This is a genomic window from Providencia sp. PROV122, from assembly GCF_028482365.1.
Classification (GTDB): Bacteria; Pseudomonadota; Gammaproteobacteria; order Enterobacterales; family Enterobacteriaceae; genus Providencia; species Providencia stuartii.
The window spans coordinates 157,193-174,315 of record NZ_JAMPQI010000006.1; the positions used below are offsets into that span (position 1 = coordinate 157,193).

At 43.8% G+C, this 17,123-nt stretch carries 15 protein-coding genes; 11 read left to right on the forward strand and 4 right to left on the reverse strand.

Annotated features, from left to right (window positions below):
* Nucleotides 1–223 precede the first annotated feature (223 nt).
* From hutC to PSE69_RS05680, 10 genes are all read left to right on the forward strand, one after another.
* Complete coding sequence (hutC, locus tag PSE69_RS05635; RefSeq protein ID WP_004921235.1) at nt 224–967, forward strand: histidine utilization repressor; 744 nt, start codon at nt 224–226, stop codon at nt 965–967.
* Nucleotides 968–1,347: 380 nt separating this feature from the next.
* Entirely contained in the window at nt 1,348–3,033 is a 1,686-nt protein-coding gene (gene hutU, locus PSE69_RS05640; RefSeq protein WP_004921233.1) for a urocanate hydratase, read from the forward strand.
* A 12-nt stretch (nt 3,034–3,045) separates the two neighbouring features.
* Complete coding sequence (hutH, locus tag PSE69_RS05645; RefSeq protein ID WP_104873586.1) at nt 3,046–4,578, forward strand: histidine ammonia-lyase; 1,533 nt, start codon at nt 3,046–3,048, stop codon at nt 4,576–4,578.
* 206 nt (nt 4,579–4,784) lie between these two features.
* Nucleotides 4,785–6,182 carry an amino acid permease gene (locus PSE69_RS05650; RefSeq protein WP_014656287.1) on the forward strand — a complete coding sequence of 466 codons (1,398 nt, stop codon included), beginning with the start codon at nt 4,785–4,787 and terminating at the stop codon, nt 6,180–6,182.
* A 161-nt stretch (nt 6,183–6,343) separates the two neighbouring features.
* Nucleotides 6,344–7,276 (forward strand): 50S ribosomal protein L3 N(5)-glutamine methyltransferase, encoded by a 933-nt coding sequence (gene prmB / locus PSE69_RS05655; RefSeq protein ID WP_004921227.1) that lies wholly within the window; start codon nt 6,344–6,346, stop codon nt 7,274–7,276.
* Nucleotides 7,277–7,350: 74 nt separating this feature from the next.
* Entirely contained in the window at nt 7,351–8,448 is a 1,098-nt protein-coding gene (aroC, locus tag PSE69_RS05660) for a chorismate synthase (RefSeq protein WP_104873585.1), read from the forward strand.
* A gap of 170 nt (nt 8,449–8,618) precedes the next feature.
* On the forward strand, nt 8,619–9,422 hold the full coding sequence (locus tag PSE69_RS05665; protein WP_014656286.1) for a TSUP family transporter: 804 nt from the start codon (nt 8,619–8,621) through the stop codon (nt 9,420–9,422).
* Nucleotides 9,423–9,438: 16 nt separating this feature from the next.
* Nucleotides 9,439–9,987 carry an elongation factor P hydroxylase gene (locus PSE69_RS05670; protein WP_004921221.1) on the forward strand — a complete coding sequence of 183 codons (549 nt, stop codon included), beginning with the start codon at nt 9,439–9,441 and terminating at the stop codon, nt 9,985–9,987.
* 29 nt (nt 9,988–10,016) lie between these two features.
* A complete protein-coding gene (locus PSE69_RS05675; RefSeq protein ID WP_272675150.1) occupies nt 10,017–10,289 on the forward strand; it encodes a YfcL family protein in 273 nt (90 codons plus the stop codon).
* Between the two features lie 58 nt (nt 10,290–10,347).
* Nucleotides 10,348–10,872: a GNAT family N-acetyltransferase gene (locus PSE69_RS05680; RefSeq protein WP_104873584.1), complete on the forward strand. Its 525-nt coding sequence runs from the start codon at nt 10,348–10,350 to the stop codon at nt 10,870–10,872.
* Nucleotides 10,873–11,007: 135 nt separating this feature from the next.
* Here PSE69_RS05680 and mnmC read toward each other — a convergent pair whose 3' ends face one another.
* Nucleotides 11,008–13,062 (reverse strand): bifunctional tRNA (5-methylaminomethyl-2-thiouridine)(34)-methyltransferase MnmD/FAD-dependent 5-carboxymethylaminomethyl-2-thiouridine(34) oxidoreductase MnmC, encoded by a 2,055-nt coding sequence (mnmC, locus tag PSE69_RS05685; protein ID WP_204282975.1) that lies wholly within the window; start codon nt 13,060–13,062, stop codon nt 11,008–11,010.
* Between the two features lie 204 nt (nt 13,063–13,266).
* On the opposite strand from mnmC, the gene fabB reads away from it, so the two are divergent.
* A complete protein-coding gene (fabB, locus tag PSE69_RS05690; protein WP_121874601.1) occupies nt 13,267–14,481 on the forward strand; it encodes a beta-ketoacyl-ACP synthase I in 1,215 nt (404 codons plus the stop codon).
* Between the two features lie 58 nt (nt 14,482–14,539).
* Here fabB and PSE69_RS05695 read toward each other — a convergent pair whose 3' ends face one another.
* The 3 genes from PSE69_RS05695 to PSE69_RS05705 form a co-directional block, all read right to left on the reverse strand.
* On the reverse strand, nt 14,540–14,983 hold the full coding sequence (locus PSE69_RS05695; RefSeq protein WP_121874602.1) for a hypothetical protein: 444 nt from the start codon (nt 14,981–14,983) through the stop codon (nt 14,540–14,542).
* A 177-nt stretch (nt 14,984–15,160) separates the two neighbouring features.
* A complete protein-coding gene (locus PSE69_RS05700; protein WP_004921210.1) occupies nt 15,161–16,678 on the reverse strand; it encodes a tripartite tricarboxylate transporter permease in 1,518 nt (505 codons plus the stop codon).
* 10 nt (nt 16,679–16,688) lie between these two features.
* Nucleotides 16,689–17,120, reverse strand: a complete 432-nt coding sequence (locus PSE69_RS05705) for a tripartite tricarboxylate transporter TctB family protein (protein ID WP_004921207.1) — start codon at nt 17,118–17,120, stop codon at nt 16,689–16,691.
* Nucleotides 17,121–17,123: the final 3 nt, after the last annotated feature.

The window sequence follows — 17,123 nt, forward strand, 5'->3', positions numbered from 1 at the left end:
TCCTATTGTTTGGTGTTGCCAACATTATCAATTTGTTGTGTGGTAATATATGCCGTAAGGGGTTTTTGTTAGCCTTTAATTGGTAAATAGACTTGTAGGGTATTTACAGAGGGTTAAGTTTTATTTGCGACTGTCAGAATATCCGCTATTTGATAGCACAACTTAATAGTATAACGGTAACCCTAAGTTTTTACTTTAAGGGTTTGGCATTTTACTTTTTAAAATGGAAACGATTGTGACAGCAGAAAAAAAAGGTAATAGAGACAACCCGATCCCGCTCTATTTGCAAGTAAAACAGTTAATAACAGAAAAAATCCATACAGGTGAGTGGCAGGCGAATGATCGTGTTCCCTCGGAATCTGAATTGGTCAAACAATTCGAATGTAGCCGTATGACGGCAAATCGTGCATTAAGGGAGCTGACAGCAGAAGGGCTGTTAGTTAGGGTTCAAGGGGTCGGTACATTCGTCGCAGAGCCAAAAGGCCAATCAGCGCTATTTGAAGTTCATAGCATCGAGTCCGAAATTCTGGCAAGAAATCATCAATATAGCTGTAAAATTATCAAGCTAGAAGAGGTTGCTGCATCGGTTTCGTTGGCTGCGGAATTGAATATCGCCCCTGAAACAAGGGTATTCCATTCAATTATTATTCATTACGAAAATGATGTACCAGTGCAAATTGAAGATCGGTATGTCAATGCGCTAGCGGCTCCTGATTATCTACAACAAGACTTTTTGACTATCACTCCTCATGACTACCTTTCAATGGTGGCGCCATTAACAGAAGGTGAGCATATCGTTGAGGCCATTGAAGCCGATGAGCGCGCCGCTAAATGGCTGAATATTGCGTTAGGCTCTTCTTGCTTATTAATTTCAAGACGTACATGGTCCCAATCATTTGTGGTGACTAGCACGAAATTATTATTTCCGGGGCATCGCTATAAATTGAAAGGGCATTTTACCTCTTAGTATCTCAAGGCAACGCTATTTTATGGGGTTGCTTTCCTAGCGTATTTTATCGAATAAATGTTGAAAATTACGGCTATATTGACCATGAGTAGAAGGTTTATCTTAATCTCATGGTGAATTTTGATATTTCCCGCTAAAACCCTTGAAAGATGTGAATTAATTGTAAATTTAATGTGATCTCACTGGCAGATTTAGAAGAAAATTTAACCACCAATTTGATGTGGTTTTTTCATAATCCATTGAAACATAATGTGTAATTATTATTTATCTGCATTTCATTCTCAATTTTGATGTTAAATAGGGTATTGATTGTACATGTATATACAACTATACCTATATAAAGACGTTATCAGTACAAGCTGAATCTATCGAAAGAGGGTATGAATGTGACAACGATAAATAATAAATACAGAAATGGTGATATCAGAGCACCACGAGGTAACACTCTCAGCGCGAAAAGCTGGTTGACTGAAGCCCCTTTACGTATGCTGATGAATAACCTAGATCCTGATGTTGCCGAAAATCCACATGAACTGGTCGTTTATGGCGGTATTGGTCGTGCGGCACGTAATTGGCAGTGCTATGACAAAATTGTTGAAACACTTAAAAATTTAGAGAGTGATGAAACTCTACTGGTCCAATCTGGCAAGCCCGTTGGCGTCTTTAAAACCCATGAAAATGCCCCTCGCGTATTAATCGCAAACTCAAACCTTGTACCACATTGGGCTAACTGGGAACACTTTAACGAATTGGATGCGAAAGGGTTGGCAATGTATGGCCAAATGACGGCGGGTAGCTGGATTTACATTGGTAGCCAAGGCATTGTTCAAGGGACTTATGAAACTTTCGTTGAAGCAGGGCGCCAACATTATAATGGTGACTTAACTGGGCGCTGGGTGCTCACGGCAGGGTTAGGCGGTATGGGCGGGGCGCAGCCGTTAGCAGCAACACTCGCGGGTGCCTGTTCACTGAATATCGAATGTCAACAAAGCCGTATTGATTTTCGCTTGCGTACCCGTTATGTGGATGAGCAAGCGACCGATCTGGATGATGCATTGGCGCGTATCAAAAAATACACCTCGGAAGGGAAAGCTGTATCAATCGCCTTATGTGCTAACGCGGCTGAAATCTTACCAGAGTTAGTGAAACGTGGCGTTCGCCCAGATATGGTTACCGACCAAACGAGTGCTCACGATCCTCTCAATGGTTATTTACCTGTTGGGATGAGTTGGGAAGAGTATCGCGAGCGTAGCGTGAAAGATCCTGAAGGCACAGCGAAAGCAGCAAAAGCATCGATGGCTGAACATGTTAAAGCGATGCTCGCCTTCCAAAAACAAGGCATTCCAACATTTGATTATGGTAACAATATCCGTCAAATGGCCCTTGAAATGGGCGTCAAAAATGCTTTTGATTTCCCAGGGTTTGTACCTGCTTATATTCGCCCATTATTCTGTCGCGGTATTGGTCCTTTCCGCTGGGTGGCGTTATCCGGTGATCCTGAAGATATTTATAAAACAGATGCAAAAGTAAAACAGCTTTTACCTGACGATAAGCATTTACATCGTTGGTTAGATATGGCGCGTGAACGTATCAGTTTCCAAGGCTTACCCGCACGTATTTGTTGGGTTGGCTTGGGGGATAGGGCGAAATTAGGTTTAGCTTTTAATGAAATGGTAAGAAGCGGTGAAGTTTCAGCGCCGATCGTGATTGGTCGAGATCACCTTGATTCAGGATCAGTTGCTAGCCCAAACCGCGAAACAGAAGCGATGAAAGATGGTTCAGATGCCGTCTCTGATTGGCCTTTACTGAATGCCTTATTAAATACAGCAAGTGGAGCAACATGGGTTTCATTACACCATGGTGGAGGGGTCGGTATGGGCTTCTCTCAACATTCAGGGGTGGTGATTGTGTGCGATGGCACTGATGAAGCTGCTGAGCGGATTGCTCGTGTTCTACACAATGACCCTGCGACAGGTGTCATGCGCCATGCTGATGCGGGTTATGATATAGCGATTCAGTGCGCACAAGAAAAAAATCTTAACCTACCGATGTTAAAAACACGCTAAGAGGAGCCGGGCATGACTAAGTTAACTATCCATCCAGGAAAAATGTCACTGAATGATTTGCGTATTGTACTTGCACAGCCTGTAACGGTTGCTCTCGATAAACGCTCTCATTTGGCAATCGAAAAAAGTGTGGCAACGGTAAATAAGATTATTGCTGAAGATAAGACGGCATACGGTATTAATACAGGATTCGGTTTATTAGCCAATACCCGAATCGCTGCAAAAGATCTGCAATCGCTGCAACGCTCTATTGTGATGTCACATGCAGCGGGCGTGGGTGAACCGCTTGATGACGAATTGGTTCGTCTGATTATGGTTTTAAAAATTAATAGTTTAGCTCGTGGCTTCTCTGGTATTCGATTAGAAGTGATTGAAGCCCTAATTGCGTTAGTGAATCACCAAGTTTATCCCTTTATTCCTGCTAAAGGTTCAGTTGGTGCCTCTGGTGATTTAGCACCTTTAGCGCATATGAGTTTGCTGCTACTTGGTGAAGGGAAAGCACGCTATCAAGGTAAATGGCTCAGCGCTAAATCGGCACTTGAAAAAGCAGGGCTAAAACCGTTGAAACTGGAAGCGAAAGAAGGTCTAGCACTATTAAACGGCACCCAAGTATCAACGGCGTTTGCGCTAAAAGGGTTATTTGAAGCTGAGAACTTGCTGCTAAGCGGTATTGTTTGTGGCTCTCTGAGTGTGGAAGCGGCATTGGGGTCACGCAAACCATTTGATGCGCGCGTCCACGAGGTGCGTGGTCAAAAAGGGCAAATTGATGTTGCAAGACTATTTCGTGAGGTGTTAACACCAACGAGTGAGTTGGCTCAATCTCATGAAAATTGCGTTAAAGTACAAGACCCTTATTCGTTACGTTGCCAGCCTCAAGTGATGGGGGCCTGTTTGACGCAAATTCGTCAAGCGGCTGAGGTAATTTTAATCGAGTCGAATGCTGTTTCTGACAACCCATTAGTCTTTACTGATAATGGTGACATTATCTCTGGCGGTAACTTCCACGCGGAGCCAGTGGCAATGGCTGCGGACAACATCGCGCTTGCTTTAGCCGAAATCGGTGCACTGTCTGAACGACGTATTGCGTTATTGATGGATACGCACATGTCTCAATTGCCACCATTCCTCGTTAATAATGGCGGGGTCAACTCTGGTTTTATGATTGCTCAGGTAACTGCGGCAGCATTGGCGAGTGAAAATAAAGCATTAGCACATCCATCCAGTGTTGATAGTTTACCGACCTCGGCAAACCAAGAGGACCATGTCTCTATGGCGCCAGCAGCAGGCCGCCGCTTGTGGGAAATAGCAAAAAATGTGACAGGCATTTTAGCCATTGAATGGTTATCGGCATGTCAAGGGATCGACTTTCGTGAGGGCTTAAAATCAAGCGAGGTATTAGAAAAAGCCCGTCACATATTGCGTGATAAAGTCGCGTATTATGATAAAGACCGCTATTTTGCCCCTGATATTGATGCGGCAATTCAGCTCATTACGGAACAAAAGCTATCAACATTGTTCCCTGAAAACTCGGTTTTTCCTAAATAATACATCACGCAAATAATAAGCGGTCGGCAATGTATCGGCCGCTTGTAGTATTTATCTGCACGACCATTATTAAAAATAGTACCCATTAATCTTCAAGCGACATGAGAGATAGATATCTGTCTGTCACCTTAGTGAGCTAGTGTCTACTCATCATTCTGATAAGTAGCTTGAATGATTTAGGGTATATAAAAAACGAAGGATAAATCATGCAAAGCACAACAAAACTTACGCGTGGACTTTCTGCGCGTCACATCCGGTTTATGGCCCTCGGGGCAGCGATTGGTACAGGTCTTTTTTATGGTTCAGCAAAAGCGATTGAAACGGCAGGCCCTGCGGTTTTAATTGCTTATATTATTGGTGGCGCGGCAGTTTTTATGGTGATGCGCGCCCTAGGGGAAATGGCGGTACATAACCCCCTTGCTGGCTCCTTCTCACAGTATGCAAGTCACTATTTAGGTCCACGAGCAGGTTTTTTTGCTGGTTGGACATATGTTTTTGAAATGCTCATTGTCTGCTTAGCAGACGTCACCGCATTTGGTTTTTATATGAAGCTCTGGTTTCCTGAGGTCGCTCAGTGGATCTGGGTTTTGAGTATCATCTGTTTTATCGGGGCAATTAACCTTTGTCATGTAAAAGTATTTGGTGAAATGGAGTTCTGGCTCTCTATCATCAAAATTGTTGCAATTATCGCGATGATCATCGGCGGTGCGGCGATTATGGTGTTTGGCTTTGGGCAAGCCTCTGAGCATGCAGTCGGTATTACAAACCTATTTGAGCACGGTGGCTTTATGCCAAATGGGATCGGAGGGGTTATCGCATCGTTTGCCGTGGTAATGTTCGCCTTTGGGGGCATTGAAGTCATTGGTATTACGGCAAGTGAAGCTAAAAATCCTGACGTAACAATTCCTCGTGCTATCAATGCGGTACCAATTCGTATCCTACTCTTTTATGTCTTAACTTTATTTGTCTTAATGTGTATCTACCCTTGGAATCAAATTGGTCACCAAGGCAGTCCATTCGTACAAATTTTTGATAGCCTAGGCATTGCATCGGCTGCAAACATTTTGAACGTGGTAGTGATCACCGCAGCAATCTCCGCTATCAACAGTGACATCTTTGGGGCGGGCCGTATGATGTATGGTATGGCACACGAAGGGCAGGCACCGAAAGTATTCACTAAACTGACCAAAAATGGTGTGCCATGGATGACCGTACTGGTGATGTCAATTATTTTGCTGGTTGGGGTGGTATTGAATTATCTGATCCCTGAAAAAGTGTTCTTAGTGATTGCATCGATTGCAACCTTTGCCACGATTTGGGTATGGCTGATGATCTTGGTATCACAGGTAGCCATGCGCCGCAAAATGACGCCAGAGCAGGTGAGTAAACTGAAATTCCCTGTACCATTATGGCCAGTTGGTCCAGCACTTGCCATCATATTTATGCTATTTATCTTTGGGGTACTCGGTTATTTTGAAGATACACGTATTGCTTTATATGTGGGTATTGTTTGGTTGGTGATTTTAGCCGTCGTTTATGCACTGTGGGTTAAACAACCCAATGCGGAGACTGACGTAAATTACAACGCTGAGTCGGTAGAATAACGACTTATCCTAAGAGGCCTCCAGTTTAAACAGGGGGCCTCTTGACATTAAATAGCTTCCCCTCTGTTTTCCTCGCGATTTTATTGTATTAATCTGCTGATTTGTGTCTCACTTCGTGGCAAACTTGAACACTTTCGATATACAGTCTGGAGAAACCCTTCTTGGAAAAGATCTTCGTTGATGAAGCTGTTGCTGAGCTTCATACCATTCAGGACATTTTACGTTGGACAATGAGCCGCTTTAATGCTGCCAATGTTTATTATGGTCACGGTACTGATAATGCATGGGATGAAGCGTTACAATTAGTGCTACCAACGCTTTACTTACCTCTTGATGTACCGGATGAACTATTGACCTCGCGCCTGACCCCAACGGAGCGTCATCGTATCATTGAACGTGTATTGCGTCGTATTAATGAGCGTGTTCCAGTGGCTTACCTGACTAACTGTTCGTGGTTCTGTGGACATGAGTTCTATGTGGATGAGCGTGTATTAATTCCTCGTTCACCAATTGGAGAGCTTATCAACAACCATTTTGTTGGCTTGTTGGCTGATGAGCCGCGAACGATACTTGATATGTGTACAGGGAGTGGCTGTATCGCAATCGCCTGTGCGTATGAATTCCCTGAAGCGGAAGTGGATGCGGTCGATATCTCGACCGATGTGCTTGCCGTTACTGAACACAATATTGCGAATCATGGTTTAGAGCACCGCGTTATTCCTATCCGCTCTGATCTGTTTAGGGATATGCCTGACGTTAAGTATGATTTAATTGTGACTAATCCACCTTATGTTGATGCTGAGGATATGGATGATTTACCGGAAGAGTTCCGCGTTGAGCCTGAATTGGCGCTAGCGGCGGGAAGCGATGGTTTAAAATTGGTGCGTCGTATTTTAGCAAATGCACCACGCTTTCTGAGTGATGAGGGTGTATTGATCTGCGAAGTCGGTAACAGTATGGTACATCTGATTGAACAATACCCAGAAATTCCCTTTATTTGGTTAGAGTTTGAGTATGGTGGTGATGGAGTATTTATGTTGACGCGTGAGCAATTAGTTGAACATCATGCTCATTTTCAACTTTATATTGATTAAGAAAATATTGCGCGGCATTCTAATCAACCACAACATCAAAATAACAATCATGAAATATTAATTAGGAATTTGGTATGGCAGGAAATTCAATAGGGCAACTGTTTCGGGTTACCACTTTTGGGGAATCTCATGGCTTGGCTTTGGGGTGCATCATTGATGGTGTGCCACCAGGGCTAGCATTAACAGAAGCCGATCTACAAGGGGATCTTGACCGCCGCCGTCCGGGAACGTCTCGTTATACTACTGCACGTCGAGAGCCTGATCAGGTCAAAATTCTATCTGGGGTATTTAATGGTGTCACTACGGGAACCAGCATAGGCCTATTGATTGAAAATACCGATCAACGTTCTCAAGACTACAGCGCAATTAAAGATGTCTTTAGACCAGGGCACGCAGATTATACCTACGAACAAAAATATGGTCAGCGCGACTACCGTGGAGGCGGGCGCTCTTCTGCTCGTGAAACGGCTATGCGTGTTGCGGCTGGAGCAATCGCTAAAAAATACCTACAAGAAAAATTGGGGATCACGATACGTGCCTGTTTGACACAAATGGGGTCAGTGAAATGTGAAATCAAAGATTGGTCTATTGTTGAGCAAAACCCTTTTTTCAGCCCTGACCCTAGTCAATTAGAAGCGCTAGATGAGTTACTAAGAGGGCTAAAAAAAGAGGGAGATTCGATTGGCGCGAAAGTGACTGTCGTGGCTGAGAATGTACCAGCAGGATTGGGAGAGCCTGTATTTGACCGCTTAGATGCAGATATTGCTCATGCTTTAATGAGTATTAATGCTGTTAAAGGGGTTGAAATTGGGGATGGTTTTGGAGTAATTGGCCTGAAAGGGAGTGAAAACCGCGATGAAATCACTCGCGAGGGCTTCACTTCAAACCACGCTGGGGGAATTTTAGGGGGGATAAGTAGCAGCCAACCTATTATTGCGCATATCGCGATGAAGCCAACCTCCAGTATTACCGTTTCAGGTAAAACGCTAAATCGTGATGGTGAAGAAGTCGAAATGATCACCAAAGGTCGACATGACCCTTGTGTTGGTATTCGAGCCGTACCTATTGCAGAAGCAATGATGGCGATTGTATTGATGGATCACTATTTACGTCACCGTGGGCAATGTGCTGATGTTATACCCACAATGAAACCATTTTCAGGATTGTCGTAAAGAGTGCGTAAGGGGGCATAGTCTCCCTTATTGTTAATATGAAGGTTTGGATGACGCCTCCTTAAAAATACCTCATCTGGGCAGTGATACTCTGTGGGCTTGTATTTGTTTATCAGCGGCAGAGTAGATTACGTATCGCCGTAATGGCAATTCTGTTACTTGGATTAAAAATGGATTGGCTGACTGTTGTTGCACCTGAAATTTATTTATTACTTTTCTGTGTTGCATTGTTCGCGGGATTTATTGACTCCATAGCTGGCGGCGGGGGGTTATTAACTATCCCTGCATTACTTTCTGTCGGTATAACGCCTGTTGAGGCACTTGCAACTAACAAACTCCAAGCAGTTGGAGGTTCGTTCTCATCGTCACTCTATTTTGTTCGACGTAAAGCGATTAACTTACGAGAGCAAATGTTCCCCTTTATCATGACGATCATTGGTGCCATGTTAGGCGCCATCTTGATCCAAATGATTAATACGGATTTTCTCAAACAGCTCTTGCCTATCATGGTTATCTGCGTTGGCCTTTACTTTTTGTTAACACCGTCAATTGGTGCACAAGATCGTAAGCAACGTATTAGTATGCCTGTTTTTGGGGTTGCTGTTGGTATGACGATGGGTTTTTATGATGGTGCATTTGGGCCGGGAACTGGGTCATTTTTAGCATTAGGCTATGTGTTATTGTTGGGGTATAACCTTGCTAAAGCGACTGCCCATGCTAAGTTACTGAACTTTGCCTCAAATTTTGGCTCTTTAATATTTTTTATTATCGGAGGTCATGTTCTTTGGGTGCTCGGTTTTGTTATGCTTATCGGCCAAATGGTTGGCGCAAGACTAGGCGCTCGCTTGGTGTTAACGAAAGGGCAAAAACTGATCAGGCCAATGATTGTGATCATCTCTTTGCTGATGAGTATTAAATTGCTCCATGACAGCCATGGCGATGCTATCAAAGCTTGGGTTGTTTCATTATTTTAAAATGATTTGAATTTCCATGATTAAACATCATTATCAGCAGTTGATTGATATTTTTGAACAGTGCTTTGGCGAAGAGTACAACACCAAATTGGTGAAAGGTGACGATGAGCCAGTTTATTTACCGGCCGATGAGCAAACACCTTATCATCGCATTGTCTTTGCACATGGTTTTTTCACCAGCGCACTGCATGAAATTTCGCATTGGTGCATTGCGGGAGAGGCAAGACGCCAGCAAGTCGATTATGGCTACTGGTATTGCCCCGATGGTCGTGATGAAAAAACGCAATGTGCATTTGAAGTCGTTGAAATCAAACCTCAGGCGTTAGATTGGTTATTTTGTGTAGCGGCTGGCATTCCTTTTAATGTCAGTTGCGACAATCTAGAAGGGGATTTTGAGCCTGACCGTATCGCATTTCAGCGCAAAGTACATGGCCAAGTGATGGAATATTTAGCAAATGGTATTCCTGAAAGGCCATTACGCTTTGTGAACGCGTTACAAACGTTTTACAATACTCCACCACTTTGTGCAGAAGACTTCCCTTATCCGGAAGATATTTTTGCCTAATGACACATTAACGAGAGTAAGGATTAAGCATGCTTGCGGATTTTGAAACACGCATACTGACAAAAATTGATGATATGGTCGAACACGCAAGTGACGATGAATTATTTGCGGGCGGCTATTTGCGTGGGCATCTAACCCTTGCTGTCCCAGAGCTTGAACAAGAGAATGAAACCAGTGTTGATGCACTTTATCAACGTGTTGAAGAGAGTATTCAGCAGGCAATTAAAGGGGGAGAGCTCACCCCACCAGATCAAGTGCTGGTTTTAGGTATGTGGAAATCCTTACTGGATGACGTGCGTTAATCACACACTATATTGATTATTAAGAGGAGGAAGCTCCTCTTTTTTATAGGTTTATTTTATGTTTCATATTCGCCAAGCACAGCCGTGCGACGCAAAAAAACTCCCTACTATCGAGCGCTCTGCCGCGCAAGTATTTCGTGGTCATCATCAATTTGCTTGGATTGCTGACGATGAAGTGCAATCAGAGCAAGATCATCTACAGTTTATTCAGGACAATAGGGAATGGGTGGCGGTAGATAATGACGATCAGCCCATTGGCTTTATTAATGTCGACAAATTAACGCATAGCCTCCATATTGGTGAAATTTCTGTGTGCCAATCGTGGCAGGGTAAGGGCGTAGGTCGGGCATTAATTCAGCATATTCTCCAATATGCGTTACAACATCACTTTGACTATGTGACGCTAACCACTTTCCGTGAAATCCCTTGGAATGCACCGTATTATCAGCGTTTTGGATTTTCTATCATTGATGAAGAGGCTCTACCCACTGAGTTAGAAGAAATTCTACAACAAGAAATTGATGCTGGGTTTAATGCTGCTGATCGTTGTGCAATGAGGATTAAAACAGTCCGTCCGAATTAAGATAGCAGTAACTTACTGTTTTTAGACGTTAATAGCCGCATTGAACGAATGCGGCTATTTTTTGCTGTTCATTCATATCGCTTTTTAAGCGATAAAGCGCTCGATATTATTACGTCAATAGAGCACAGGATTCTGTTATTTTATGATGTTTTCTTGTGGCATCACTTTAACTTCACGGCCTTTGAGCAATTTTCTCACCCAAAAGCGGTTAGGGTGCAATGCGGCTAACGTTTCATCATCTAAAGGCAGTGGTTCATTAAAGATTTGTGCGGCGAGTAACTCACCACACAAAGGCGCGGTTGAAAGCCCTCGTGAGCCTAACGCCCCTAAGATAAAGAGATTAGGATAGGTTGGGGCGAGTACAATATTTGCCTGTTTTTCCATCTGTTCAGGTAAATTTTCATAAGCTGCCATTAATTGCGTAAAGTGAGGGATATTCCCCACTAGTGGCATATGGTCGCGGATCACACAGCGGATCCCTTGGCGAGCTTGTTGAGCAGAAACATCAACCTCTTCTGGCCAACTCACATCGGGCAAACTATTGAGCAGTTTTTGGCGATTATCTTGCTGGTCTACTTCACTGTATGCAAAATCTAAGTGGTTACGCTGATAACTTGCCCCAATACAGTGCTGCTGGTTATTGGGATTTACTGGGGTTAAATAACCTTCATAGCATAATACATTGTTAAGTTGGCTTAATGATGGTGTCGTTGGGATATGACTCACTTGCCCTTTCACGGGGGTCACTGGAAGTTGTTGGGTTTGTTGAAACTGGGTAAGTAAATGACCATTAGCAATGACAACCGTTTGATGTAAATATTGTTGCTGTTTGCCGGAAACATTCGCAGATAAAGTCCACCCTTCCTCAGAATGCTGTAATTGCTCAACATCGTGATTAAAATGAAATTGAACGCCTTTTTCAGCGAGATAGCGCATAAGGCTTTCACATAATTGAGCGGGGCAAAGCCATCCCCCTTTAGCATAATGAATACCAGCATGGTTAACATCAAGACCTGCTAACTCGGTTAACTGCTCACGTGTCTTTGCAGCCGCGAACGCAGCAGGCCACTCAGTTTGCAGCATCGCATCAATTTTTTTGCGGCTTCTTTCATGGTAGGCTAGCTCAGAAACACCGCACCACTGGCTATCAAATGGGATCCCCGATTGGGAAAGATGACGATAAAAGCGGTGCGCATAAGGGAACGCACTGACGAAAAAACGCTCTAGAGGGTTATCACGCCCATTGAGAAGTGGGTAGACCGCCCCTTGGCGGTTGCCAGAAGCATTCTGTGCCACTTGTTGGTCTTTGCAATAGAGCGTGACGTTAGCACCGCGCTGATTTAAGGCATAGGCGGTGGTTAAACTGGCGAGACCTCCGCCTATGATAGCAACATCGGTTGGTATTGCAGCTGGCTGACGAGCGAACCAAGGTGTCATCATTTCGTCATGCTTATCCGCTAAGCTGCCTGTTAACATTTCCCGTTTACGACCAAAACCTTTAATTTTTTTGATAGTGAAACCCGCTTGTTGTAATCCGCGTTTCACAAAACCCGCAGAGGTAAAGGTCGCAAAAGTGCCTCCTTGGCGGGCAAATTTAGCCATTGCAGTGAACAGTTGTTCGCTCCACATTTGTGGGTTTTTAGAAGGTGCAAATCCATCTAAAAACCAAGCATCTATCTTATTGTTTAAATTGCTATTAAGTAGAGGTAATTGTTCATTTACGTCACCAAACCATAAATCAAGAATGATTTCCCCATTTTTTAAGATAATACGTTGGTTACCGGGTAGGGGATCAGGCCATTTTTCACAGAGCATTTGGGAGAGTGGATCTAGCTCAGGCCAACGGCTGTGGGCTGCTTTTAGGTCTTCTTGGCTGAGGGGGTATTTTTCAAAACTGATAAAGTGTAAGCGTTGTAGTTTTGCGTTGGGATGATTTTGCTTAAACTCTTCAAAACATTGGCATAAAGTAAGAAAGTTTAACCCAGTACCAAAGCCTGTTTCGGCAATAACACAGGTTTCAAAAGGATGTGTTTCAAAGCGCGTTGGAAATTGATTTCCTTGTAAAAAAACGTAGCGAGTTTCTTCAAGTCCATCTTGATTAGAAAAATAGACATCATCAAATTGTTCTGATACTGGCGTACCTTCATCATTCCAGCTAAGGCGGGCTGTTTGCACGGCTGACTTTTTCACACTTATGCCTGTTCTTATCCAAATAATCATTGAATTTTAGCGCCGAACAGGCATCAAGGCTACCTTTGAACAAAAATGTTATTATGTTCGATGAAAAAAAAATACAAATATTTACCCTGATCGGACTTGTTCAGCTTACAAGTGTAAGCTAAAGTGACAACCTGTAATCCCGTACTCACATTATTAAAAGACATGAGGTAATGAATGAAGCGTGCAGTCATCACTGGCCTGGGTATTGTTTCCAGTATTGGTAATAACCAGGAAGAAGTACTGGCTTCTCTGAAGGAAGGTCGTTCCGGGATCACTTTCTCAGAAGAATTCAAAGAGGCGGGGCTGCGTAGCCACGTCTGGGGTAATGTAAAAATGGATACTGACGGTCTGATTGATCGTAAGATCCGCCGTTTCATGAGTGATTGCTCAGTTTACGCCTATCTGTCTATGGAGCAGGCAATTAGTGATTCGGGTTTAACAGACGAACAAGTTTCGAATTTACGTACTGGTTTAGTGGTTGGTTCTGGCGGGGGCTCTCCGCGTAACCAAGTTGCTGGCTCTGATGGTATGCGTGCAAAAGGCCTTCGTGGTGTAGGCCCTTACATGGTTACACGAGCTATGGCATCTGGGATCTCAGCTTGCTTAGCAACACCTTTTAAAATTAAAGGGGTGAACTACTCAATCAGCTCTGCTTGCTCCACTTCTGCACACTGTATTGGTCATGCAGTTGAATTGATCCAGTTAGGTAAACAAGACGTTGTATTTGCAGGTGGCGGTGAAGAGTTGAGCTGGGAAATGACCTGTGAATTCGATGCAATGGGTGCATTGTCAACAAAATACAATGATACTCCAAGCAAAGCATCAAGAACCTACGATACTGACCGCGATGGTTTTGTTATTGCAGGTGGCGGTGGTATTGTGGTGGTTGAAGAGCTTGAGCACGCGCTCGCTCGTGGTGCCCATATCTACGCTGAAATTGTTGGTTATGGCGCAACGTCAGATGGTGCGGACATGGTTGCCCCTTCAGGTGAAGGTGCAGTACGTTGCATGCAAATGGCTATGCAAGGCATTGATGGTAAGGTTGATTACATCAATACACATGGTACTTCTACCCCTGTGGGGGATACGAAAGAGCTCGAAGCGATTCAAGAAGTATTTGGTAATGACTCACCCGCTATTTCTGCCACTAAGGCAATGACAGGGCACTCTTTAGGTGCTGCGGGTGTTCACGAAGCCATTTATAGCTTATTAATGTTAGAGCATGGCTTTATTGCACCAAGTATCAACGTCGAAAACTTAGACCCTAAAGCTCAAAGGCTGAATATTGTTACGAAACCGACAGAGCAAGCATTAGAGACAGTTATGTCTAACAGCTTTGGCTTTGGGGGGACTAACGCAACGTTAGTGATGAGCAAATATAAAGGCTAATTGGTCTTTCACGCTATCAAATTAAAAGCGAGAACCTCGATTCTCGCTTTTTTTATGGTCAATCACCGCCGCCGCCACCGCCACAATCTCCTCCACCTGAATCACCGCCTGAAAAGTGGCCACTATGATTATCGTCAGAACGACTTGTATGATGATGGCTGTCTGAATCACTGCTTGGTGATAAATAGGGCGGATGTGATGATGATGTATTTGACGGAAAACGGAACACATCTTTTTTAATATTAATCACTTTTGCTTTGTTATCCACTACGCCAATTGTAATGACACTGACATTCTTAGTGAGGCGTAGTACCAATTTGCCATCGCAATACAGATGGACTTTACCAACCGCCTTCGCTAATAGCTCACCATTATCTTTATACGTTATTGTGGCAGGGTACTCGCTACTGATTTGGTATAGGTTATTGAATACAGTCACAAATTGATTATGATAAAGTGGCTTAGGCTGCCATTTAAAAAAAGCTTGTAACAATTTAAGCATAACAAATAATGTCGTCTAAGAGTGCTCACTGAGTATAAATAGGTAAAGGGAACATTGGCTGACTTGCTGAATGTTTAACGCCTTGTACTAAATACAATGTGATGCTCAGTAATAAAAAATGCCCCTAACTACCGGTCGGGGCAAAGTTTACAGAGAAATCGATGAGATAATATAAGCTTAATCCGAGAGGGTGGATGGTTGGTGTTGGCGCTTTTTACGTATTAATTTAATAATTGGTGGTAGAGCGAGAACAAGTACAGCCATTACCAGTAAGCATTGAGAAATCGAACTACTCCAAAGAATATCGAAATCACCATTACTGATAGATAAAGAGCGACGTAAATTTTGTTCCAACATCTCGCCAAGAACAAAGCCAAGGATCAACGGCGATAATGGGAAATTCATTTTCCGTAGGATATAGCCAAATATGCCAAGTCCCATCATGAGTAGTAAGTCAAATGTAGTACTGTGAACCGCGTATACTCCAACGGCTGATATGGTGGCGATTGTCGGTACTAAGAACCAAAGTGGCACAGAGAGCATGCGTGTGAATAGCCCAATTAATGGAATATTCATGATCAATAAAACGATATTGGCTATCAACAATGCCGCGACTAATCCCCACACAATATCCGGTTGTTCCGTGAACATGCCAGGACCTGGAGTAATGTTATACAGTGTTAATGCGCCCATCATAACGGCGGTCGTACCTGAACCGGGAACACCAAGGGTCAACATCGGGATAAATGAGCCACAGGCTGAAGCATTATTAGCGGCTTCCGGCGCTGCAACACCTCGTACATCACCGTTACCAAACTGGTTGTTAGCCCCACTGATTTTTTTCTCTGTCATATAGGTGATAGCACTGGCGATGGTAGCACCCGCGCCGGGGAGTACACCGACAAAAAAACCGATAAAAGAGGAGCGTAACGTAGGGCCAGCACAAGCTTTAGCCTCTTTACGATTGAACAGCATACGGCCTGTTTTACGGATCAGCCCTTGGCCTGTTGCAGTTCCTTCTAACATCAATAGAATTTCACTAACGGAAAATAGCCCAATAACGAGCACAATAAATTGGATGCCATCCGATAAATTGACACTATTGAAAGTAAAGCGGTACTCACCAGAGTTTGCATCAACACCCACCGTGGCGAATGCAAGGCCAATTAATGCAGCCAGTAGGGATTTAACTGGGTTTTGGCTCATCATACTGCCAAGGCACGCGATGGCAAATACCATGAGCGCAAAGTATTCGGCGGGGCCGAACGCCAGCGCCCATTGTGCAAGTAATGGGGCGAATAGAATGATCCCGAAGATAGCGATGGTAGAGCCGATAAAGGAACTTACCGCTGAAATTGATAACGCCACCCCACCTTTACCCTGTTTTGCCATAGGGTAGCCATCAAGGGTTGTCATAATCGCGGCAGCATCACCGGGCACGTTTAATAAAATAGACGAGATTCGACCACCATATTCACAGCCTAGGTAGACGGTTGCCAACAATATTAAAGCCGATTCAGCAGGCAGTTTAAGGGCAAAAGCGAGCGGTAAAAGTATTGCAACGCCGTTTACTGGCCCTAATCCAGGCAACATACCGACAACCGTACCAATAAAGCAACCGATAAGTGCGATCACTAGGTTTTGTGGAATTAGTGCCACTTCAAAGCCTTGTGAAAGGTACATCCAAGTTTCCATGGCTATCTCCTTAATTAAACAAGTTGCCAATTGGCAAAGTGACATCCAGTAGCTTGTCGAAAGCATAAAAAAGCGTGATACCTAATACTGGGCCGGAAATGATGGCAGCAATAGGTGTCGCGCCAAACAGCAACGCAATACTGATAGTCAATAGAGAGGTCGATAACGGGAAGCCTAGCCACTCAAATACCCAAGCATAGATAACCAATGAAAGGATGAGTAATACTAAGCGACGTAACACATATGCCTTAGGCCATTCAATCGCTTCTTGTTTACCAACAAGTAAGATGAATGCGCATAAAGCCATTAACGAAAGTATGGCTATCGGAAAAGGGCGGGGGCCAAGTGGTTCATAGGCGTATTCACTTTGTATCCCCCAGCCAATATAGAGGCCGATACCACACAATATTAGCCAGACAATGGCGAATATGCGTTGGCTCATTAT